24 protein-coding genes are annotated in these 22382 nt (G+C 58.6%); 2 read left to right on the plus strand and 22 right to left on the minus strand.

Annotation, left to right across the window (positions count from 1 at the left end):
• Positions 1-181: 181 nt before the first annotated feature.
• From HYE77_RS30905 to HYE77_RS30935, 7 genes are all read right to left on the minus strand, one after another.
• A complete protein-coding gene (locus HYE77_RS30905) occupies positions 182-4141 on the minus strand; it encodes a phage tail protein (protein ID WP_177070373.1) in 3960 nt (1319 codons plus the stop codon).
• 57 nt (positions 4142-4198) lie between these two features.
• Complete coding sequence (locus tag HYE77_RS30910; RefSeq protein ID WP_177067392.1) at positions 4199-4783, minus strand: tail assembly protein; 585 nt, start codon at positions 4781-4783, stop codon at positions 4199-4201.
• The gene (locus HYE77_RS30915) at positions 4780-5535 is read right to left on the minus strand and encodes a C40 family peptidase (RefSeq protein ID WP_177070375.1); all 756 of its coding nucleotides are present in this window, start codon (positions 5533-5535) and stop codon (positions 4780-4782) included. The genes HYE77_RS30910 and HYE77_RS30915 overlap by 4 nt, the downstream gene beginning before the upstream one ends.
• Before the next feature lie 2 nt (positions 5536-5537).
• Positions 5538-6287 (minus strand): phage minor tail protein L, encoded by a 750-nt coding sequence (locus HYE77_RS30920; RefSeq protein ID WP_177070377.1) that lies wholly within the window; start codon positions 6285-6287, stop codon positions 5538-5540.
• Between the two features lie 10 nt (positions 6288-6297).
• Entirely contained in the window at positions 6298-6636 is a 339-nt protein-coding gene (locus tag HYE77_RS30925) for a phage tail protein (protein WP_177067395.1), read from the minus strand.
• Positions 6637-6638: 2 nt separating this feature from the next.
• Entirely contained in the window at positions 6639-9869 is a 3231-nt protein-coding gene (locus HYE77_RS30930) for a phage tail tape measure protein (protein ID WP_177070379.1), read from the minus strand.
• Between the two features lie 106 nt (positions 9870-9975).
• Positions 9976-10425 carry a superinfection immunity protein gene (locus tag HYE77_RS30935; RefSeq protein ID WP_218173635.1) on the minus strand — a complete coding sequence of 150 codons (450 nt, stop codon included), beginning with the start codon at positions 10423-10425 and terminating at the stop codon, positions 9976-9978.
• Between the two features lie 218 nt (positions 10426-10643).
• On the opposite strand from HYE77_RS30935, the gene HYE77_RS30940 reads away from it, so the two are divergent.
• Both HYE77_RS30940 and HYE77_RS30945 read left to right on the plus strand, forming a co-directional pair.
• The gene (locus HYE77_RS30940; protein WP_177070381.1) at positions 10644-11726 is read left to right on the plus strand and encodes a type I restriction endonuclease; all 1083 of its coding nucleotides are present in this window, start codon (positions 10644-10646) and stop codon (positions 11724-11726) included.
• Positions 11727-11770: 44 nt separating this feature from the next.
• Entirely contained in the window at positions 11771-12007 is a 237-nt protein-coding gene (locus HYE77_RS30945) for a hypothetical protein (RefSeq protein ID WP_177028262.1), read from the plus strand.
• Here the strand turns inward: HYE77_RS30945 and HYE77_RS30950 are convergent.
• The 15 genes from HYE77_RS30950 to HYE77_RS31020 all read right to left on the minus strand — a co-directional run bounded on the left by HYE77_RS30950 (position 11991) and on the right by HYE77_RS31020 (position 22379).
• Positions 11991-12224, minus strand: a complete 234-nt coding sequence (locus tag HYE77_RS30950) for a hypothetical protein (RefSeq protein WP_177070383.1) — start codon at positions 12222-12224, stop codon at positions 11991-11993. The two genes, HYE77_RS30945 and HYE77_RS30950, sit on opposite strands and share 17 nt — an antisense overlap.
• A 59-nt stretch (positions 12225-12283) precedes the next feature.
• On the minus strand, positions 12284-12562 hold the full coding sequence (locus HYE77_RS30955; RefSeq protein WP_177070385.1) for a DUF1799 domain-containing protein: 279 nt from the start codon (positions 12560-12562) through the stop codon (positions 12284-12286).
• A 47-nt stretch (positions 12563-12609) separates the two neighbouring features.
• Entirely contained in the window at positions 12610-12990 is a 381-nt protein-coding gene (locus tag HYE77_RS30960) for a phage tail assembly chaperone (RefSeq protein WP_177070387.1), read from the minus strand.
• 3 nt (positions 12991-12993) lie between these two features.
• Complete coding sequence (locus tag HYE77_RS30965; protein WP_177070388.1) at positions 12994-13641, minus strand: phage tail protein; 648 nt, start codon at positions 13639-13641, stop codon at positions 12994-12996.
• Between the two features lie 72 nt (positions 13642-13713).
• Entirely contained in the window at positions 13714-14133 is a 420-nt protein-coding gene (locus HYE77_RS30970; RefSeq protein WP_177070390.1) for a phage tail terminator-like protein, read from the minus strand.
• Positions 14130-14765 carry a hypothetical protein gene (locus tag HYE77_RS30975; protein WP_177070485.1) on the minus strand — a complete coding sequence of 212 codons (636 nt, stop codon included), beginning with the start codon at positions 14763-14765 and terminating at the stop codon, positions 14130-14132. The genes HYE77_RS30970 and HYE77_RS30975 overlap by 4 nt, the downstream gene beginning before the upstream one ends.
• A gap of 17 nt (positions 14766-14782) precedes the next feature.
• Positions 14783-15154, minus strand: coding sequence for a hypothetical protein (locus HYE77_RS30980; RefSeq protein ID WP_177070392.1), 372 nt, complete (start codon positions 15152-15154; stop codon positions 14783-14785).
• A gap of 17 nt (positions 15155-15171) precedes the next feature.
• Positions 15172-15675, minus strand: a complete 504-nt coding sequence (locus tag HYE77_RS30985) for a DnaT-like ssDNA-binding protein (protein ID WP_177070394.1) — start codon at positions 15673-15675, stop codon at positions 15172-15174.
• A 59-nt stretch (positions 15676-15734) separates the two neighbouring features.
• Positions 15735-16319, minus strand: coding sequence for a hypothetical protein (locus tag HYE77_RS30990; RefSeq protein ID WP_177070396.1), 585 nt, complete (start codon positions 16317-16319; stop codon positions 15735-15737).
• A 47-nt stretch (positions 16320-16366) separates the two neighbouring features.
• Positions 16367-17332 carry a major capsid protein gene (locus HYE77_RS30995; RefSeq protein ID WP_122814721.1) on the minus strand — a complete coding sequence of 322 codons (966 nt, stop codon included), beginning with the start codon at positions 17330-17332 and terminating at the stop codon, positions 16367-16369.
• 12 nt (positions 17333-17344) lie between these two features.
• Positions 17345-18073, minus strand: coding sequence for a hypothetical protein (locus HYE77_RS31000; RefSeq protein ID WP_106578028.1), 729 nt, complete (start codon positions 18071-18073; stop codon positions 17345-17347).
• Between the two features lie 81 nt (positions 18074-18154).
• Positions 18155-19240 carry a minor capsid protein gene (locus tag HYE77_RS31005; protein ID WP_177070398.1) on the minus strand — a complete coding sequence of 362 codons (1086 nt, stop codon included), beginning with the start codon at positions 19238-19240 and terminating at the stop codon, positions 18155-18157.
• The gene (locus HYE77_RS31010; RefSeq protein ID WP_177070400.1) at positions 19215-20633 is read right to left on the minus strand and encodes a DUF4055 domain-containing protein; all 1419 of its coding nucleotides are present in this window, start codon (positions 20631-20633) and stop codon (positions 19215-19217) included. The genes HYE77_RS31005 and HYE77_RS31010 overlap by 26 nt, the downstream gene beginning before the upstream one ends.
• On the minus strand, positions 20630-21931 hold the full coding sequence (locus tag HYE77_RS31015) for a terminase large subunit domain-containing protein (protein WP_177070402.1): 1302 nt from the start codon (positions 21929-21931) through the stop codon (positions 20630-20632). Before HYE77_RS31015 ends, HYE77_RS31010 begins: the two co-directional genes overlap by 4 nt.
• Complete coding sequence (locus HYE77_RS31020; protein ID WP_167665108.1) at positions 21918-22379, minus strand: DUF2280 domain-containing protein; 462 nt, start codon at positions 22377-22379, stop codon at positions 21918-21920. The genes HYE77_RS31015 and HYE77_RS31020 overlap by 14 nt, the downstream gene beginning before the upstream one ends.
• Between the last annotated feature and the right edge of the window lie 3 nt (positions 22380-22382).

The following is a 22382-nucleotide window of genomic DNA, read 5'->3' on the forward strand; positions in this document are numbered from 1 at the left end:
TATGGCGCGGTTGGAACGCACACCGCGTTGCAGGTGGCTGGATCACAACCAGGCACCGCTATGTCGCTATACAGCGTGCCGGCAGGCCGGGTTACTAGGGCTGAATAGATAACGCGCACGGTGAAAGAGGTCTCATCCAATTCAAGGAGGCCCGTAGGCCCCCAAACTCTCGCCCCATGGCTCATGCTGAAAGATCCCCCCACTGGTATCGCTTCACACCGTTCTCATCGAACACCTTGCCACCGGCGTTGTTGATTACCTGGCGTGCCTGGCCGCCGAGCGGGCTGTTGATTTCAAATGTCCCGTCGAAGAACAACTTCCAGCCGGTAATACCTGCCTGGTAATTGTTCGACTGGATGTAGTTGCCGATCTTGGCGTTGGTGATCGTCCCGTCCTGAATCATGGCGGAGCTCATGAACACCTGACCGCCCTGAACTACAAACGGCGTGGTGAAAGCACCACCATCGATTGTGTTCACTACGGCAAACCGATCAGCACTCACCAGGAACTGGCTTTGCAACAAACCATCAGCGCCCTGCTCGATACCCAGGCCGATCCCGGCGGCGACATACTGACCGTTGGCATTGACCTGCATTTTGACGGACCACATGGTGGAAAGCTTTCCATTGGTATCAGCCTGAGCCCTTGCTGTTACCTGAATCGCAGCCTTGTTCTTCACCTCGCTGATTGCGCTGGCCAGGTCTCCCTCGTCGGTACCATCCCGCCCGCCGCCAACAACAGCTTGAAGCGTGGTGGACTGTGAGGCGACGGCCTTGTTGGTGTCGGCCAGGGAATCGGTAACCGTTTGAACGGCTGCCGAGTTCTCTGCAACCTTCGCCTGTGTCGTATCGATTCTTTGGCCGAGCGCGGTGTCCGCATTCGCCCGGGCGATTTCCTCCTGGCTGATCGCCGCACCGTTATTGCCGACGGTGACCCCCACCTGATCGATGCGAGTCCCAAGAGCACTATCGGCATCAGCCCTTGTCGATGCCTCACCGCCAATTGCAGCAGTGTTGCCGTCGACGCTGCTTTTCAACTGATCCAGTCGTGTCGCCGTTGCAAGGGTTTCAGTGGCTACCACCTGCTCAAGCGAGGTAAGCCCGGCCCTGTTCTGCCCTACCGCCGCATCCAGCGACGTGGTGCGCTCAACCAGCGCTCGGTTGTCCGAGGCCTGAACCTTCACCTGCTCAGCGAACTTGGCGGTGGCATCCCAACCTTTCAGGGCGTCCGCCAGGTCGCCCTCCCCGCTGTCCTCCCTCCAGCTCGCCTGGAGCGATTGCAGGGCGGAGGCCTGTGCCGTGACCTTGCCGTCCACGGTGTCGATGGACGCCTTGTTCTGCTGGATCTGCAACGCCATGGCCTGGGTTGTCTCGGCAATGGTGCCGATATCGAACCAGTACTGGGCATTGGGAGGCGTAGTGTTTTTCGGTACCGGCGCGATGGCTTGGTACAGGTGCTGGCCCTGCCGCACTACGTCGCCGGCGGCATAGGTTTTGGTCGGATCATAGACCAGGGCGTCCGTGATCTGATCGATCAGGTCTTCCAATTCCTGCTTGGCCTGCTCCAAGCGATCGTTCACAGACCCCGGACCGTCGCCGGAGATCAGTTCAATCTCCTTGACCAACTCCTGAGCCAGCTCGGTTTTACCAATCTGGCCGGCAATCAAGTCCAGGATGGGGCCGGCCTGCGAACTGGCCTGCCCAATCACACCGTTCACCACCGGATAGAACGGCCCGATGTTTCCGGTCCGGTCCACCAGGCGCGCCCAGAAGAAGAAGCGAGCGCCCGCCAACAGCGACTGCATGCGGTAGTCGGCCTGCGGATACGCCAGGTCGGCCAGCTTGGTAGCGGCTCCAAGATTGTTTGCAGGGCCATACCACAGTTCGGTGCGCTGGGTATCCTCGGCACCAGCAGGGAATCCCCACTTGATGCCGATGCCGAACAGCTCACTGGTGGTGGTCAGGAATGACACCGCCGGCGGCAGGCCGACCTTTCCTTGTAGATTGGTCAGGTTCGAGCTTTTCCAGATCGACGAGATCTCAAAGGCGCTCACCGCGCGCACCCGAGCCAGGTAGGCCCCGGAGTAGATTCCGGTGACGTCCACGCTCGTTGAGCCAGTACGCTGCACCTTGATCCAGTTGCCGTTATCCTTGCGCCACTCCACGTCATACGCGACGGCGCCAGCAACAGCGGGCCACGAAATGTTCATGGTGCTGATGGCCAGGCCTTGGTCGATCGATACGTTCGATGTAACTGTGACGCTTGCAGGTGCCGGAACAACGGTGATCGGGATCACACTGATTGGGCGCTCTTCCAAGCGCGCACCTGTGTCGATGCTGGCGAACTTGCCAGGCTCATATTGCAAGGCGCTGATGTCGTAGTCGCCTTCTGGCGTCCGTGCGGTCCGCATCACTCGATATAGAGGGATCGCAAGGTCGTCAGCGTCGATTGCCCACTGAAGCTGTGCCGCCGGCGCCTCACTGTAGGCAACGGTCACAGTTACGTTGCGGCCGCTCACGCTTTCCACGGTGCGTCCTTCTGCCCGTCCGCCGGGAAGGTTGATCACCAGGCGGTCGCCGGCCTTGGCTAGGGTGTCGCGGTCCAAGGTGATGACCTTCCCCGTCGCAGCCGCAATGCGCCCGCCGATCTCACGGCCCGCCAGCAGCGAGTCGGCAACGGGGATGATGAAGCCCGGCAATGGGATGCGGCCTTCCATGCCGGTCCTGAAACTGATAGTCCGGTCTTGGTTGTTGCTCAGCACCAGCCATTTGGCGCGACGCTGAGCCTCAGATGCACGGGTGCAGCCGATGGCGCTGATCTCCGTCGGTTTGTCGCCCAGGCGGCGCTGGAGCGGCAGGTCTGAATAGACCGTGACGTCGGTGTCGTAGTTGTTCAGTGGGTTGTCGTAGCTGACCAGGCAGCGCGTGAAGCGTGTCTTGGCCGACGCACTGCCGTAGGAGATTTTTCCGTCGATTACATTGGATCGGGTGAAGACGTAGTCGATGTCCTGCGACCGAGGCATATCAGCTTGCATGACCAGTTGACCTTGGGCCCAGTACGTCATGCCGCGGTAAATACCTGCGATGTCGCGCAGCAAGGACCAGGCGTCGGCCTTACCCTGCAGGTTCATGTCGCACAGAAAGCGTGGCTCAACGCCTGCGGCACCGTCCGGCACCATCTGGTCGCAGTACTGCGCGATGCGGTACAGCTCCCACTTGTCCACCATCCACGGCTTGATGCGGCGACCCAGGCCAAATCGGTCCTGGGTGCAGATCCCGTAGGTCACCCAGGCCGGGTTATTGGTCCAGGCCTCCTTCATGGTTCCGTCCCAGGCGCCAGAGTACGTGCGGGCCACCGGGTCATAGTTGCTCGGCACCTGCCAGCGGCGGGCCTTACACTTCACGGTGACCGCCGGAATGTTGGTGAACTGCTCGGCGTCGAACTCGATGAACAGTAGCGCTGTGTTCGGATAGCGCAGCTTTGCGTCGATCACCTGGGTGTAGCCGGCGATGAACAGGCTGTCCGCGATCTTATCGGTGTTCTGGTTTGGAGTGATGCGGCGAAATCGAATCAGCCACCCGCTGGTCGCAGGTGGAAGATCGATACGCATGGACTTTTCGTAACGAGTGGTGGCTTTGCCTGTCATGGCGCCAACCAATACCTCCTGATATGCCCCTCCATCGGTGGCCACGTCGACCGCGTATTGGATGCTGTAGCCGCCAATGTTCCCCTCACTGTCCTGGCTCGCCAGTCGCGGTGTGGCCAGGCGAATACGCGCTGCCGACAGCTGAAGATTGGTCAGCGACTGAACCCACGGCGTGCCGCTGCGCAGTTCGATATTCAGCGAGGTTTCGTTGTCGACAGACGGGATACCGGGGATATAGGTCTGCTCAACCGACCCCGGGCGCCAATCCCACTTTACATTGGTGAAGTTGAAGTTCCCGCTGCCATCCTGGATCGGCGTGTTGTCGAGGAAGATGTCGCGCGCGGTTGGTGTGCCGTCGAATTCACCCTCGCCCACGGCGATCAAGATCTTGGCCACGTTGGTCGAGCGCAAGCTGTCGGGCGCCTCTACTGGTGCTTTTGGCTTGCTCTCGCCACCTTTGGCACCGTGAACATCCAGATTCTGTGCTGCGCCCATGCTTTCCTCCAGGCAATAAAAAACCGGCTCTTGGCCGGCTTGTTTGGTGCGTTGTGCCTACGTTTTGTCCTCGGCGTAGATCGATGCCGAGATGATTGCCCCGCCCCACCGACGGTCTCCGATACAGATCGGGACAGGGTTGCCGCTGGCCGTGGTGTTCTTGGCTGATCCAAATGCGTAGCTGGGCATGTTTTCTGGCGAGGCGCTTTGTGATAACCCCTTGGCTTGAGGGCTTAGCATCTGTATGACGCCTCCCGCTACGAGGCCTAAACCGAGCTGCACAGCCCAGGCCTGCCCGAAATATGAACCCGCCACAATAAGCACCGCGCCGATAATTGTTTGTATCAGCCCTCCGCGCTTGCTGCCCTCTACGACCGGAACGATACGTATCTCCCTGGCACCGCCCATGCCGAACTCATCCGGCCCGACGTTTTTCCTGTTGCGGAAGATGGCGAAGCGAAGGCCCAGGCGATCAAGGCGGCGGATCTCAGTCTCGAATCCATCAATGGTTGCCTTCAGCGCCCGGAAAACCTCCCAAGTGTCGCCCGAACCAACCTGGCGCCGATGCAGTCGGCCAAACTTCTGGGCCAGCGAGCCGGATAGCTTGATAGTGGTCATCGGCGAATAAACGATGGCGCTCATCGGGCCTCCTTGTGTCGAAGAATTAAGCGGGTGCGATGCAGCCATGGGCCGCCGTAGATGATCACCTCTGATGGCCGGCCATACAGGTGGTGCAGGACGAAAGGCCCTGGTCCGAACACGCAGGACTCTTCGCCTGGCAGCGTCGAATCAGTCCCCAGGTAAATCCCTGCGTGGTTCGGGTGAGCTGTGCGGCCTACCTCCATCACGATCATGTCGCCTCGCCGTGGGCTTTCGACCTGCTCGAATCCGGCGGCGGCGTAGTTCGCCTCGTACAAGCTGGTGCTGCCCGCACTCTCCCACCAGCCATCGGCGCGCTGGAAGGATTCAAATTCAAGCCCCCACTCCCGCTGATACCAGTCAGCGCAGACCTGCCAACAATCCCACGCCCCATGCACGAACGGGCGCTTTAGCAGCGGCGTGCTGCCGGTTGGTGTGATAGTTCGAAGATCGCCCTCGGGCCAGGACAGAATGTGCCAGGGCAAAGCCGTGGCTTCGCACATGGCCAGGTCACGCGATGAGGGGCGGCTAGTGGCGTCCGGGTGCGAATGCACGATACCGATAACCTGGCCTTGGTCTTCTGCCGCGACATAGTCCTCTGGCTCAAGCCGGAACTCTTCGTTTGGATCCGTGGCGATGTTCCGGCACGGGAAGTACTTCTGTGACCGGCCCACGGCCAGCACCAGTCCGCAGCACTCTTTCGGGTACTCGGCCACCGCATGCGCCTGTATGGCCGCAATGATATGTTTGCGCATTTTCAGCTCCGGGCAATGAGTGACACAGCCGGAAATCCCCCGAACGGGTAAGGGTTGCCCTCACCGAATCGGGGAATGCAGCAGCGCCCTAGCGTTCCATCGGGAATGTCGTTTTCGGGGTTATCCGTCAGGTTTCCGTCTTTGTCCCGATACGGCCCGGTGTAGCCACAATCAGGCCCTCTGTAGCCGCCGGTCAGCGCCCAATGGCATAGCGTGGTCATCTGCCTGCCGATTGTTTCACTGCCGACGTCGCCAGGGCTGGCCAAGCCCCAACTGACCGACTCGCCGTCCTCGTTGGTCTTCTGGTCGACATACCAGACCTCGATCGATTCTTGGGTGGGGTCGGCCGCAGGGTTGCCGCCTTCGAAGTTAACGGCATCAAGGAACTCGGCCAGCGTGTTGCGAATTGTCAACTTGAACTCCAGCAGATCCTCGAAGGCTAGGCAGAGCGCAGTGATGCGCCCGTTGACGTTGCCGACGGCCAGTTTCGGCCGTACCGCCGTGCCGTCGCCATTCGCCTCGCTTCCCTCGTACTGCATGGGCCAAGCGCCGTACTCCTCCCCCTTCCACCAGATCGACTTCGCTGGCAGCTGGTCGGCGTTCGAGCCGGCGGCCAGCAGCTCGGCAGGCGTGTGCGGGATAGCGTGACCATGGAAGCGCAGAATTCCCGCGCCGTAATCGCTGCCGTCCAATTCGAACAGCATGACTTCATTGCCAGGCTCAAGAGTCTGGATAGCATTGATCAGGGACATAGATTGACCTTTACGGGTGGAACGCGCGCTCAAATGTCGCCGTCACTTTGAATACGCCACCGCCCATGGGCGTCGGGGTTGGGTTCTTGCAGGTGAACAGGCCAAGCTGCCCCAGCGGAGTGATCCACAAGAAAGCTTTGGCGCCCTGGTGTCGATCGAAGAACGCCATGATGGCCAGTACCGTGGCAGTGTTGCCGGTATGGGTGATTGGGTAGGCATCTTCTTTATTGTTGGGCCCATCGCCGACGACTTGCTTATAGCCCCCGCCAAAGCGTGATTCCCTGGTCCTATATTCAAATGTCGGCGACTCCCCGTGCTGGGTGGCCCATGTGAAAGTTTCAATCGCCACGGTTACCTCCCGTTGATCAGGCGCCAGATTGAGCCGCCAGGCTGTAGGCCCTTGGCAATTGCGGTTTCAGCCTCAGTTTTGGCTGCCTGCTGAATGCCCTTGCCCAGTTGCGTGGTGTCTTCCTGCGTTGCATTGCCGCCGTCGCTTGCTGTTTGCACGGATACCGACACGGGGAAGTTGTAGGTGTTTCCACCGCCACCGCCACCTCCACCTCCACCGCCCAGCGCACGCACACCAAGTTCGCCGCCGGCCGTCCTGGTCAGTGGCATGATCGCCTCCGGACCGGCCTCGGCGAAGATGCCCGCACCCTTGGCGAATGCGAACATCTGCGGCTTATCGTGCACCTGGTTGCTGAAGCTCGACAGGCTCGGCGAGTCATAAACACCGCCCTTGGCGTTGGCGGTGATAGCGCTACCGATGCTTGAGCCGAAGCTGGCACCTCCACCGCCATACGCAGACGCTATGCTCGATAAGATGCTGGATGCAGCCTGCCGAGTGGCGATCCTCGCCATGTCCGCCAGGATCGACTTGGTGAAGTCGGAAAACGAAAGCTTGCCGGTGACAGCAAAATTGGCGACTGCGTCTTCCATGCTGGAAAAGGCATTGGTGAACAGGCTCTTGGTCTGGCCAGCCACATCGTTGGCAGATTGCAGGTAGTTCTGGAAAGCCGACGATGCCCCGCTACGCCAGTCGCCTTGGGCCTCCGACATCTTGTCGTAGTTATCGACCACGGTGTCGCTGTACTTCCTTTCCGCGTCCTCCAGGCTGGCCAGGTCGCGCATGTAGTCTTCCTGACTGTACTTGTCAGGCGCAGTCTTGCGGCGATCCAGCAGCTTGGCGCGCTCGTCGTTGAACCTGTCTGTGGTTGCGTCGAGACTCGCTTGTAGTGCTGCTTGCCGGTCGCCCAGGCCCAGCCCATTTGCAGCGCGGGAGCCGGCGGCTTCCAGTGCGGCTCGCTGGCGTTCCAGCTGATTGACGTACGCCTCTGAGGCGGCTGTCAGTTGCTCCAAACGGCCCTTCTCGTTTGTGGCGATAACCGTCAGCTGGCTGTCGGCGTCCTTCTGAGCCTTGACCATCCCCTGCCGTGCGTCGGCGATCTTCTGGTCAAGCTGGATGCTCTGAGCCGCCGTTGTGCCTTTCTTGGCCTTGGCAGCCTCCAAAGCGTCGATCTCGGCCTGGTAAGCCGCGGCGACATCATCCTTTTCCTGATTGATCAGGGCCGAACGCTGCTTGGCATAGTCCGACAGCGAAACTACGCCGGCTTTCTGCTGGGCCTCCAGTTCCTTCTGGGCGTTTCGGTATTCATTGACGATATCGGATAGGTTGTTCTTGGCGTTATTGAAGCCGGTCAGGTCGACCTGGCTGGAGGCGACTTTCGGGTCTTTGTACTTGTCATTGACGTCCTTTATCTGCTCGGCGACGTACTTAGGATCAACTCTCTTATCGTTGGGGTTCGCCGCGCGGATCTTCGCTGTGTCCTCATTGATCTTTTTGATCTCGAGAGCGCGCTTTCCTTCATTCGAAAGGTTCGCCAAGTGCCTAGCATCAGCACGAGCAGTTGCATCCACCGCGTCGTCTTCGATCTTTCTGCGGTCGCCTACGTACTTGCTTTGACGCTTTTCAATCTCGACATAGGCTTCTTTTAGTCGGATCGACTCTTCAAGCTGCTTGCGCTCCTCAGATACCGAGGCACTGCCGGCAACAATTTTGTTTCCGGACGTCTTTTTATTCAGGTCGTCGAGCTTTGCTCTCTCGCTTTCTAACTGCTCTGCCAGAGTTTTCTCGCGTCCGAGCGAAAGCGGGATATCGAGCGCTTTCTTGGCTGCATCCCGAATGTCATTCCATCCACGCTCAATGAGCCCAAGGTTTTGGGTGATCTGGCCGGCTCTTGTTTCAATAGTCGAGGCGTAACTGTCGGTAAGTATTTTTGCAGCGCCGACCGTATTTCCTTGCTCTTGGAGAGCGACGATTTGCGAGTACACACTCGCCGTCAAAAAATGATATTGCTCATTTAGAGACTTCGCCGCAGCGACGGGATCCTCAGCAATTTTCACGAACTCTGCGACGGTTGCATCAACCGACTTGCCAGTCGCCTTCTCCATGGCGATAGCAGCTTCTGATATCTCAACAAAGCTCCCGCTAGCGAGCTTACCTTTACCTGCCAAAGATGCCAGGACCTCGGCAGCCTGCCCTGTCGTGCCGATTGTTGCGCTCACCTGGCGAGCCATATCGCTAAGCTGGGCGGCACTTACCCCGGCGCGATCGCCAGTCAAAACCAGTGATTTACTGAAGTTTTCCTGCTCCTCACTGCCTTTATGGTAGGCATATGCAAGCCCGCCGATGGCGGCCACCACGATCCCAATAGGTGCAGCGATAGCGAGCATGCTGGTCATGGTCGCGCCAGCGCCAACTCCCAATTGGGTCACGGCACGAACCCCACTACCCCAGTCCCCTGACTGAAGCGCGTTGCTAAGCTGCATGACGTTTTCTTGTGCCTGGCGGGTTCCTAGCTTCAGCTTGTCGAATGCACTGGCGGTCTCGGTCAAGCCGGCCCGGTCTTTTCCGATCTTGGCCAGAGCCTCGTTGTAACGAAGCGCGTCATACTCACCCGATTTATGCAGCTCGTTGAGAGCCCGCTCACGAGCCTCCAGTTCAGCAAGTTTCTTGGTGAGTGGATCTATGCCATTAACAGTTCGCTTGAGCGCCTCAATGCGACGGTTCTCTGACTCAATCAGTTTCTGCTTTTGAGCATTCTCTTTCTCGGCAGCTGCGATCTGCCGCATCCGCGACGATTCGACTTTCAGTTCTGCCTTATCGAGAAGCCCCTCAAGTCGAATTTCATCCTCAGTCAGTAGCAGACCACGCTCCTGAGCCTTAACGTAAAGCTCATTCGCCCGCGAGAGATTCTCTCTGGAGCCCGCGGCGGCCGCGACAGCAGCTTCAAGCTGCCGAGTGATGGTCATCTCGTACGCGGCACTGTCGCTTCTTTTTTTGCCGGCGGTTGCCTGACGATCAATCGCGACAGTCGTCTTTTCGACCCCTTGCGCTACTTCTGACTCGGTCTGAGAGATTTTCTTGCCAGTGTTCGCGAGACCTTCACCAGTTTTCCCAAGTTCATCGATGGCCTTTTCAGCCTCCACCGCCGAATCGACAAGCTTGTCCAGATCATCGGAAGCTTTAGCTGCCTGTGAAGACTCAACCGAAATGCCCAGGGAGGCGAAATTTGTGCTCATTGGCTTCTCTCTTCTTGCACGGTTGGACTGCAATCCGATGCTTTTCTTTGGGCAATAAAAAACCGGCTCATGGCCGGCTTGTTTTGTGCGCTTATTTCGGCGGAGGCTAGGAATCCTGCGTTAAATCGCTGCCGCAGTGCTTGCACTTAACGGCGATCGCCAGAATCTCCTCTCCGCAGAACTGGCAATTCTTCTTTGGCTTTTCCTGGGTTGGCATACTGAAATTGGTGAGCGGCGCTTCAGGCTCACGCACCATCACCACGGGCGATGGCTGTTTGAATGCCCAAACCAGAGCCGCGACCCAACCCAGCAAGCTCCAGCCGAGGAAGAAATTCACGGCGGCTATGGCGGGCAAATTCGTGCTTTTCCTAATCCATGCCTCAATAGTGGGGAGCATATAGAACATCGGCACGAACACTACCGAGCTATACGCAACTATCGTTCCGAATGCGTTGAGCGGTCCGCGCTGCGTGCCCATCGAATAGCTGAAAAATGCCAAAAAACCTAAAACGAGCAGCCTCAAGACAAACATTCGAAGTCCCTGTCCAGTGATCATGGGGTATCCATGCTTGGGACTTTATCGTATCACCGTCGAGGCATGGGCAAAAATGCCAACAACAAAGCCCTGCATTGGCGGGGTTCTTCGGGTTCGCGTGCATCAGCAGCTGGCCAGACATCCAGCGTGGATGGAATGCCAGTGGCGGGGCAAGGGCTTGGCGTAGTAGCGTTGCGCCTCTACGGCCCAGCCGGATGAACGTGCAGCGGAGCAGAGAAATGGATTTTGTAGAACGCTTGAACGCAATGTCAGCGAAGGTTAATCAGCTAGCATCGACAATTCAAACTGAGGAAGCAACAAAGACTGCTTTCGTAATGCCGTTCATTCATACCGTGCTGGGCTACGATGTGTTCGACCCCTCCGAAGTCGTTCCGGAATACGTGTGCGATGTCGGCACGAAAAAAGGGGAAAAGATCGATTACGCGATTTTGAAGGGTGGCCAGATACAGATTTTGATCGAAACGAAAAAAGTCGGCGAGCCGCTCAATATTAACCATGCGAGCCAGCTCTTCCGCTACTTCCACGTTACGACTGCGCGAATTTCCATCCTCACAAATGGCAGATTTTATCGGTTCTATACCGATCTAGATGCTCCAAACAAAATGGACGAGAAGCCATTTCTTGAGATCGACCTGCTCAACATCGATGAGCATGTCATCCCCGAGCTTCAAAAACTGACAAAATCCGCTTTCGACGTTGATTCGATCATCAATGCCGCTGGCGAACTGAAGTATGTGGGAAACATCAAAAAGGAAATGGCCAAGCAGTTCACCCAGCCTGATGATGATTTCGTTCGTTTCTTCGCATCGCGAGTCTACGAAGGAGTAATCACCCAGAAAGTTAGAGATCAATTTGCTCAGCTCACAAGGAAGGCGGCTTCTCAGTTTCTCAGTGACCAGATCAACGACAGGCTTAAGTCAGCGATGAGTAAAGCCACGTTTCCCACGCTAGCTGAATCGGTCGTGGCCGAAAATCAGGCTGATGCACAAGAAGAGCCTGAGGATCGCATTCTGACGACGATGGAGGAGCTTGAAGGGTTCCATATTATCAAAGCGATTGTTCGGACTGTTATAGATGCAAAGCGCATAGCTAGCAGAGACACACAGAGCTACTTCGGTATCCTCCTAGACGACAATAATCGAAAACCTATCGCCAGGCTTCACTTCAATCGCAGTCAAAAATATCTGGGAATTTTCGACAAAGACAAAGTCGAAACGCGCCACCCTATCAACTCGCTGGACGAGATCTATGAGTTTTCAACCTCGCTGAAAGAAACGATCTCTTTTTACGAGGAGGCCTAAAAAGGATTTCCCCAGTCCTTCGCCTGCAAGCCCAAGGACTGGGATTGCGCCAATATCGGCGCGTTTATGACCTGGAGGTCAATGTGGCTCTAATACTCAACAACCTGGCTCTGTCCCGTCACAACACCCCACCAACTGCCCAGTTACATCTGGGGGACGCGGACGGCTGTGCGGTAATCGTCAACGTAAAACTTGAAGGCAAGCCGGTCGACGAGTTCTCGCTCAAGGAGATTACGAAGCTTGGTCTAGAGGCGGCCAAGCATCTCACGCATCAGGTTTGATCGAAGCCTGAAGCGAATCAATACGCGCTGCGAGTGCCGTGTCGGCATTGGCTCTCGCAGCCGCTTCGCTGGACACCTGAGCACTCAAGCTCGACACCGACTGAGACAGCACCTGAATGCGTTCATCGGTAACTTTGACCATCCCGATCGTGCTATCGCCGATCAGGGCTTCGTTGATGTAGAGCTTTCCGTCGACAATGGCAAAAGGCTTATCCATGGTTTCTCCTGCGGCGATGCCGCGTCATGTTGGTTGTCTTGCGTCTTTGTGCCTGAGGATCACCCTCCCCTAGCGCTCTCCCGCTGCTCCGCCATCACCTGCAGGGCTTCAGCCTCCATACGGCGGAAGTCGCTGAAAATGGTTTGTCGCTGGCTGATCGGTACGCCGCACATCCGAATAACCCCGGAGAGAACGCTGTAGTCCATGCCTGTTGCGCCGCACGCGCCTGTGCGCCACTGGGTGCTCATGGCCTCGAAGACTTTGAAGGCGTCCCAGTTGTCCGGCCAGATGCCGACTTCCCTGTCGGGGATGTCCTGGCGGGACAAGCCGAAGGCCATCAGGTCTGCATCTGATGGCCCAGGCTCATACAGGGCGCGGGAGGCGCTTAGGAGTTTCCCAGGCGGGCCTCACTGAAGGCTTCGGCGTAAGCATTTAGCACCGCCTTGGGGGCCGAGTTGATCGAGTTGACCAGGATGCGCACGTTTTCAGGCGTGAATTTCTCTTCGATATCCCAACCGACGACCACGTCCAGCAACTGGTCGGCTTGCAGGGCGATCTGGGCGGCAGTGAAAGCTTTGAGGTCCATGTCCCCTACCTGCTTGCCCAGCTCGTCGTGCCGCTCGTTCCAGCCGGTATACAGCTCAGCGAGCGCGGTACGGTCCAGGTACTTGAATTCGAACTCGACCTTTTCAGCGTTGTAGCCCGCGCGCTGGATCATTACCGGCGCCTTGAAGGTCGGCTTTTGGATCAGCTTGAACTTGGCCATGGTTTACACCGTCGCTGCGTAGCGAGTTGGAAGGCCAGTCAGGGCAACGCTGATAACACGGGTCATCAGGTTGTTGCGAGACATGGTCGGCGTCGCGGTGATCGACACATAGCCGTTGTAGATAATGCTGCTGCCACCCGGAAGGTTCAGGCGGAGCAAACGAGGCTGCTTGTCGTCGTCCGCCGCCTCACAGACAGCCACATAGGGCTTGGACGGATCGTCAGCGACGGTGTAAGTCAGCGTGATCGGGTTCTTGGTGGTTGGCATCTGGCGGTCGTTGTCGTCGGCCACGAAACCAAAGGTAAGGAACTGCTGATCGCCACCGGCCGAGTTCATTTCGGTGACTTGCGAGATCTCCGTGAAGGCAGTCACCTCGCGGACGGAGCCGATACCTGAGCCCGCTGGGTACTGCTGAGCGTTGGTGGTGTTCACGCCTGCCAGGGCGAAGGTGCCACTGGCAATCACGCCAACTCGAACGCCGCGACCGTCGAGGCGCGTCCAGCCGGAGTTTACGGCGATGATGTCGCCCTCGGCCAAGCCGTGCGCCGCAGCCGTTGCGACGGCTGGATTGGCGTTTGTCAGGGCGGTGAATGGGATCGGCGTGCCGTAGATGGACGCGATCTCAAGGGTGGCGCCGTTGGGCATTTGCATGGGTGTTTCCTCTTTTCATAAATGACAAAACCCGCGCAGAGGCGGGTTTCGGGGTTTGCCCAACGGGCTTATTCAGGTGGCGATGTCCGCTCGGTATTCGAACGACACCGGCACGGTAAATGTGGGTGGGTCAGGGATTCCGGGGCCTGGGTCGACCGGAGACATTGTGACCACAGTGACACCTGATTTCGTGTCCCTCGAGTACAGGGGGAACAGTGTTGTCAACTCGGCCACAAGCGGATTCGTCTTGGTCTTGCCGGTATTGGCCGGAGCCACAATGCTGACCTGGTAGACGCCGATGAATGCGCGGTGGTCGCCAGCGAGCGTGCTGCTCGCGGTATCGCCCGGGAGCAAGAACGCCCGCAGATAAGTCTCGCCGTCGGCCGGGTCGTACTGGACGTTCTCGAACACGACCCTGATCGGCTCCACCCGGGCCCTGCTCCAAGCAATGAGCTTGGCCTCGTAAATGGACGCAATGATGGCGTGGCTCATACCTGGTTTTTCCTGATTGCATCGTCGACAGTCTTTTGGAAGTTGGCCAAGGTGACTCGAACCATCCCGTGCGGTGCTTGTTTGCTGTGCCCATATTCTAGTGCGATGCCGTAGGGCAGGTTATTCACGATGTAGGCCGTTTGCCCCGCGGTCAGGGTTTGAACCTGCGCCTTAAGCACAGCGATGCTGACGTTACCGCTGACATCAATCTGATCAAGCACTCCCTCGGCCGGCACATCAATTGAAAACTGCCAGTTCCCGCGAAATCGCCCGCCAACGTAGCCCTTGCCTGCCACCAAACCGTTCACGCTGAAGTTCTGGTCGCGCTCGGTCTTGGTCAGGGGCTTGGCGTACTTCAAACCGCGCCGCAGCTTGCCTGCTTTGGTGAAGTTCGATTCGTTGAGATTGATGATCGTATTGCGGACCGCGACCTTGAAGTCATAGTCATCGGCGGCCCGGGTGTTCGCCTGGCGGTGCGCAACGTTCGCCGCCCATATCTCTGGATTGCCCACGGGCGACATGCGGATGACGCTGCTTCCGATCTCGATGACGATCTCGCGGATGGTCGCGTCGATACCACCCTTCGCGCGCTCGGCGAAGTCGCGAATGTTCTCGGCGAAGCTACCGTTCATGCTCGCGTACTTGTTCGTCACGACCGAACCTGCAACTCATACAGGATCGGCGTACCGGCAGGGTTGACCTCTTTCAGCGGCGGCACGATTGACCAAGTACGACCCTGAGCAACCACTTTGTCGAGCAGACCGGGCATCCAGGCCAATCCCTGCGCGGCGATCTTGAGCTTCTTGTCGCCCTGTTTGATGAGACTGTTGTTCTGGAATTCTTGGCCGGTGAAGTCGAGCAGGATGCCTTGGGCGGTTTGCTCGATGGTTGCGCCAGGCGCTTCCCCGCCCGTCTCCGGGTCGTACTCGCCCGGCTCAGTCTTGCTGATGGTCACGGGCTGGCCGAACTCTGTGATCATATCCAGAGCCATCACGGCCATTTCGTCGTAGAAGGTGGCCATGGTGGTCTCCGTTGCTGCTATGCGCGGATTGCGAACAGTCCGCGCTTTTGTAGGTAGTCGGCGAACTGCGTTGCGCTCGGCCGATCTGGAGCCGCCGGCAACAGTCGGCCACTGGTGTTCGGGATCGCCGCATACTGCCGCGTTACCGCACCCTCGACACGATCCAGCAGCACTGCACCTTTGCGCTTCTCCACCGGATCGATGTCGTCCTGATGAATCTCGGCGGCCAGGGCCATCTGGCCGTACTGGATCCGCGCCGGCAGGTAGTTGTTCGGCTTGATCTCGTGATCCAGCAGGACTTCCCGGCGCGGCCAGGACAGAGCCTGCTCGCTGTTCGTCTTGCGCCCCTTCCAGGTCATGCCATCCATTGCCAAGGCGGCCCGGCGCAGAAGCGCTTCCTGCTCCGGAACACCTACAGGGATGACCGTGCCGAATTTCACGGCATACATGGCCAGGTCCGCGGCGCTCGCGTAGCTTTCGGCGTCAGGCTTGCCGGTGCCGTCCTCGATGATGAGTGTCATGCGTCAACTCGCTGGAATGGTTTGAAAATTGGCCGCCGGGTGACCGACAGCCAGCAGTATTACTCCTTGGGCAACTCAGCGACGAGCTTTTCCAGGGATTCTTTGGAGGCGTTGGCCCGATACTGAATCTTGGCTTCGTCGAGCTTTGCTTTCAGCGCCGCGATTTCACCGGCCTCATCAGCCGGCGGCGTGGGGGCCGACTTCTTCAGCGCTTCAACCTCTCCGCGAAGTGCATCGACAGTCAAGGCCAAGCCGTTACGCTCAGTGGTCAGCTCACCTACCGAAGCATGGATGTTGCCCAGCACGTCAAACAAGCGCAACGCTAGGTCGCCAGACACTGGACGATGGATTTCGCCAGCTTCCAGGCCGTCAATAAGAATCTGGATCGATCCATGCTCAGCACGCAAAGCCGCGATAACCTTTTCCAGTTCGGCTTGGTTGCCCGCACCAACAATCTGCGCCCGCTTGGCTTCCGTCACCGACACATCGATGCCGGCTGCTTCGTACGCATTGACCACGCTCGGCCAATCGCCAATCACCAGCACGCTGGTCACACCCGCTTCGGGCTTATCGAAGTGTTCCGGATTGCGGTAACGCTTCTCCGGGTCGAAGCCGCTCAGCTGGTTGCTGTAAGTCAGTTCCATGTGTTTCTCCAAGGCGGTCATTGCTGACCGCACGTTGAGTTTGAGGCTTAACCGCCAGTAACAGGAGGCGTTGAGGTCAGCGTGATCATCACACCGGCGGTAACCTTGTTGCTGCCCGCATGTTTGACCCAATTCGCAGCGGAGCCAACTGCAGCCAGGGTCGGGTTGGAACCGCCAGTGGTGGCTTTCCAGCTGTAACCCAGTACATCGATGTTCACGGTGCCTTCAGCGCGGTAGCCGATGCTCAGGTTTTCTTCGTCGTTCACTTCGTAGGAACGGAAGCCCGGCGCCTGCGACTCGGTGATGGTTACGGCGTTTGGCAGCAGGCCGAAGATCACATCCGCCGGCGCGGTGTCGGTCACCAGTACAGGCTTGCCCAGAGTGCCCGGCAGGCCGCCGTAGATCACAACGCCAGCTTCTTCGTAGATCTTGTTGGTGATGGCTTCGTCGACGATGTCGAAGTAGGCACTGGAGTGCATGACCCACAGAGCAATACGGCCGAACTTGTCGCCGAACTTGCGCATACCGCGAGTCAGCGTCTTCTTGCCATCGGTTTCGATGTTGGCCGAAACCACCATGTCAGCGTTGGAGCCGATGGCGGCACGCAGGCCAGCAGTTGCGTACTGAATGAAGCCTTCCAGGGTCGCATCAGCGACGTCTGCGCCGACGATCTGGGAGAACTCCTCGACCGGACGACCGCGGCGTTTGAACGCCTCTTCGGTGGTCTGGTACGGACCGTATTTCCAGGGTGCCTTGACGCCGACAGCTTCACCGGCGGAGATCTTCTTGGCAGTTACCTTGCCGTCAGAGTTGACGTCACGGTGTTCCAGAGAGCCGTTCAGCTTGTACAAGGCGCGCTTGCGGAAGTCGCCTTCGATCAGTTCGTTGTCCAGCACCATTGCGCCGTTGGACGATGCGTTGAATACATCCAGGTTGTCTTGGACACGTTCCAGGTATGCGGTTTGCGCCTCATCGTTATAAATGATCAGGTCGCTGTTAACGGTTGTAGCCATGGGTCAATCCCCTTACTTGGGCAATGCGAGATATGCGGTTTGGCCGTGCTTGCGCTGAAAGTCGCGCTTCTGCTCGGAGGTCATTTCGGAGCGCTTGAATGCAGCCTTGCCGCCACCCCCGCCCGGGGCAAATGTCCCTGAAGCCCTTGGCCACAGATGGGGTGCGCTTTCGCGCAGAGATTCCGCCCATTCGAGCGGAGTCAGAGGGGTCTTGCCGTCTTTACCGAGGATGACCTGGCCGGATTCATCAACTGCGACTGCATCGCCATCTTCGTTAAGAGTGAACACGCCTTTGGCGCGCAGGATGATGTCGTCGGTTGCTTCTGGTAGAGCGCCGGCTTTCAGCGCTGCACCGCGCACCGAATCGCCCAGGACTTTGCCCTGGAACTTGGCAGCAAAGGACTCAGCCTTCTCGGCGCGCTCGCTGATGGTCTTCAACTGCTTGTCGTAGTCACTACGCAGGCGCTCGGTGCGTCGATTGAAGACCTCGTCCACCTTGCCCTCGGTCAGCAGCTTGGTTTCTTCGTCCTGCCCAGCGCGGCTGAGCAGGCCTTTGACGGCGTCGATGTCGATGCCCTCAAACTGGGTTTCGAACTGGGTCAGCTTGCCGGAGGTTTCCTTCAGCTTGCCCAGCAATTCCGAGTTCTTGGTTTTCAAACCCGAAACGGATGCTTCAACGGCAGTCGCGATAGCGGCCTTGATTGCCGGGTTTTCCAGGTCGATTTCGTTTTCTTCTGCCACGTTGATGCACCCCTTGGGTTTGTTCGCCCGCTTTGCAGGCAATAAAAAACCGCCCGGAGGCGGCTGATTGAATTTGTTCGGTTAGATCCCTGCTCGCTCGAAGGCCAGCGGCTCCAGCCCCTTCATCTGCACCAGAGTCAGCGGCGCAAAGTTGCGATCAAGCTGCAGCTCGGCGAAGCGCTCGACGGTCAGCCCGCCCTCCCGGAACAGTTTGGCTCGGACGGGCCCGATGGCGACGTCCTGGAACGAAGCCGGCTGCTGCTGGAGCCAGTGGTAGTAATCGAGTTCAGCACTCACCTGCTGCCCGCCGTCAGCACCCACTGACGCCCGGGTAGCGCCTTTGGCGAACATCGCGCTGAGCTTAGTCAGCAAGATGAACGTGGTTCGGCAGTTCGGGTGGAACGGCGGCCTTGGACCGGAATCCACCGGAAACTTGCGTTTGTCCATCGAGCGGCACAACTGGCTGGTCTTGCTATCCAGCGTGGCCACCATCTGGATCTCTTGCACTATGTCTGTGTTGACCTTGGCCACCTCCATACGGGCCTGGGACGACACATGCTGAATAGCGGTGTGCACGACCGTGCTGGCATTACGGTTGGTAATGGCCAGGATGCCGTCTTTGTATCCTGCCGCCTTGGTGCCGCGAATGTTGCGGGTGATCTGGAAGTTCGTCTGCCCTTCGAAGAAGCCCTGCCGGATAGTGCCGGTAACGCGTTCACGCTCTGCACTGGTCCAACCCTTGATAAAGGCCTTCAGCAACTTGCCGCCGCCGGTACCGCGCACACTGAGCGGATTCGTCAGCACTGCCGAACGGATCGCAGCAGCCGTTGGTGCTACCACATCCAGCGACACGCCAACCGGCGCCGGCCTGGCAAGGCTGGTCGCCTCAAATTCGGCCTCGTAGTTGGCGATGTCCACTAGGTCGAGGTTCAGTTGCTCGCTGTAGCGGTCGAAGATGCCCAGCAACAGGCTGTCCACCTCCTTCAGCAGCGCCTCCAGGCGCTTGACGTTGTACTCGGTCAGGTCCGACTTGGTTAGCCGGTCCCGTATAGACCGGTCAATCTCCTTGAGGAAAGGAGCAAATTTTCCGACCTCCCCTGCCTTCAGCTTTTCAAGGAAGACCGCGTGCCGGATCGTGGCATCAAGTACTGCCGGATTTACCGCCATTTGGTTCGTCCTCGTCGTCCAGGCCCAGTCCGTCGCTCTGCTCTTCCAGTTCACCGTCGATCTGCAGGTCTGTACGCTCTGGCGCAATCAGGCCCAGCTTGCGCAGGTAGGCCCGAAGGTCTGCCTTAGCGAAACCGCCTTGCTGCCACAAGCCAACCAATGCCGTGATCATTTGCGGATCAGCCGTGAGTTCGACGAACTCCTGATTCACCTGGTAGGCGACCTTCTTGTCAGCGATGCCCATGTAGGCGCAGCACCACATGATCGCCCGGGTATAGGCCTCACTGACGTTTGCTACGCACCCGGCCAGCACCGAAGTGGATGCCGACTGATCGCCACGGGACTCCGTAGCGGTCTTGGCGGCCAGTGACGCCACCACCATCCGGGCGCCCAGCTCGATCATCATCTGGTTCTTATCGGCCATGGCCTCCTTGACCAGTGTGTTCGGTGCCGGCTGCGCGTAACCGAAGGCGCCGCCCGCTGGGAGGAGCATCGGCGCGCGCGATCCGACATAGACCCCTTTTGTCTCAAGCAGCTTTACCCACTGCTCGTCCAATCCAGAAATCCACGGCTGGGCCTGGCCACACCAGAAGACGCTGTCTTCGTAGTCGGCACTGTTCCGGTAATGGCCCAGGTTGATCATGGCGATGTCGTACAGCGGCGACTCGTCGATGCTTGGGTCGTTGTTCTGCGCGCCGACGAAGGTGAACGGAATCTCCTTGAGACGCCCGGTGACGCCTTCCGGCCTGAACTCTTCGATGACCGCCAGCGGCCCGCCACCTTTCGGACCGGACCGGCGCCAGACGCGGCAGACAAAACCGTCGTCCTCCAGCGCCAGTTCCCGGTACTGCTCAGCCGTCTTGTAGCCGAACCCTTCCGGGATCTCCGGCGACTCGCGCAGCACCACCAGAGTCAGCACGCTATGCCCGTTCACCATGCCCGTGCGCCAGTTGATGATGTCTTCGGCGCAATAGGACAGGATCACAGAGTGCCCGCCGATGCCGTCGTCCTGGTGATAGTCGACGTACAGGCCGTGGCGGCCAGCCTCAAGCACCTTCTCAAGCGTGCCTTGTGAATGCTGGTAAATGCTCACCCCGGAGCCGTTGGCATTGTCTTGTAGGTATTCCAGCTTCTTCGGCACCGTGAGGGTCGGGTCTTTATGGAAGGCCAGGCCCAGCAGCCCATTTCGGGTGTGGCCGGTGGCGTTCTTGAACACTGCCCGCTCGCGGTAAGCCCGGTTCCGGTCTTCGTTCTCTGGCGACTTGTCGTGCGCATTGATGTACGGGAGCCGATCGACAACCCGATGCTGACCTGCGCAGACATCGCGGACGGTAGCCCAGCGGTCCAGCACTGCCGTGTATTCCGCCCGCTTGAAGGAGACGTCGTTGCTCATCGGGCGTATCCCATTTTGATAGCGGTGACCGGTTTGATGATCGGGTACTCGCGGTGGATGAAGTAGCCGCCGGCGTCGTTCGCGTGATCGATGCCGGCGGTTTTATCTGGCTCCCCGTTCGCGCCCCACACCTGCTGTTCCAGGCCATCGGCATAGGTCGGACAGGTGAGCGAGTTGACGAGGTAGCGGCGCTCGTCCTGCGCATTGCAGAAGACGGCGTTCATTGCGTTGATTCGGTCTTTCACCGGCGGGTTTGCCGCTGGAGCAATGACCGCGAACCCGGCCTGTTTGAGCATGGCCAGATCGGTGATGCTGGCATTCACAGACTTTCGCGAATCGCCCGAGGCATCCGGGTAGATCCTGATCTCGCAGGTCTTCTTGAAGTCATTGCCGTCGTGCTGCCAGTAGCGCTCTTTGATGCGGCGGATCATGTCGGGCGTGTCGTAGCCGTCGATCAACTCATCTACAGCCCTGGGCAACCCCTGGTCGCGTTTGACGTGGGTGATCGCCGCCATCTTGCCAACGTTGAAGTCCATCCCGATGAACAGCGGCTCGCCAGGCTGCACGGTATCAAAGCACCCGTTGAGCTTGCGGTCGTAGGCCGTGTAAATCGTGCCGGACGTCAAGTTGACGAACTGGCCACGCAGATACGCTTGAATCAGTTGTGGCGGGTACGACTCCATCAGCGATGCGATGTAATCATCCGGCAGGTTCAGCTCGTTATCGAACGTGCTTGCCTGTACCAGGCCGTACATGTCGTTCAGCGCCGGCTTGTCACGCAGTTGCTTTACGAACTGCTGGTAGACGAACTTGAAGCCTTCCGGCGTCGTGGTTACGTCCACGCCGTTCTTCAGCCCGGGCAAGTTGTAACGCATCCGCGCAATGATCTTGCGCCAGGCCTGCTGAGCCTTCAGCAAGCTCATCACGTCCAGCTCATCGACCAGGGCCTGGCCAATCTTGAAGCCGACGATGGTCTGCGGCTTCTCCATCGACCGGCAAATCACAGTGCCGCGGTACTGCCGGCCGCTGTAGATGTGAACTTCGTGGTTCGCCTGGTTGATCTTGGTCTTCAGCCCCCAGTCGTAGGCCACCTCATCCATGGTCGGATAGAAGATGTCCCGGATCTGCGGGTAAGTCGGTGCAAAGTACCCAGCGTTGACGCCGGGCCACTCCATGAAGTGCTTGCTCAGTGCCGAGCATCCCACCCAAGTCTTGCCTGAGCCGAACCCGGCAACGAACGCACGGAATTTGTGGGGCAGCGTGAGGAACTGAGCCTGCGGAACGTTAAGGCTCGGCATTCGGCTTCCTCGCATCCACCACGTCGACCTGGATGCGGGTCGGGATCACCGGTTCATCACCAACCTCTTCCTTCCGGGCCCGGTTGACGTAGATGTCACCGCACTCTTTGGCAGCCTGCTCCAGTAGCTGGGCAGTCAGCGCCATATTCTTCATGCCTTCGGCTTTCTCAGCCATGCGGCTCAGGGCGCGCAGTCGGAAGGCTCGATTGGCGATCGGGATGTCTTCAGTCTCTTCGCGGAACCGCTTGCGGCTCTCACGGAACATCGTTGCCCACTTCTCGCCCAGCGCCTTGCCGGCTGCCTTTGTTGGGTCGTGTGATTCGCACTGCTGGCGAGTGACAACAACGTTGAATTCTTTTAAGACGGCCTCAACCACCTGAGAAGGTGTGTCAAAGCACGCGAGAGCCTGAACAATAAAGGCTTTCACCTCACTTCGAAGAGCTGCCATTGG

This window comes from Pseudomonas sp. IPO3774 (assembly GCF_013386835.1).
Classification (GTDB): domain Bacteria; phylum Pseudomonadota; class Gammaproteobacteria; order Pseudomonadales; family Pseudomonadaceae; genus Aquipseudomonas.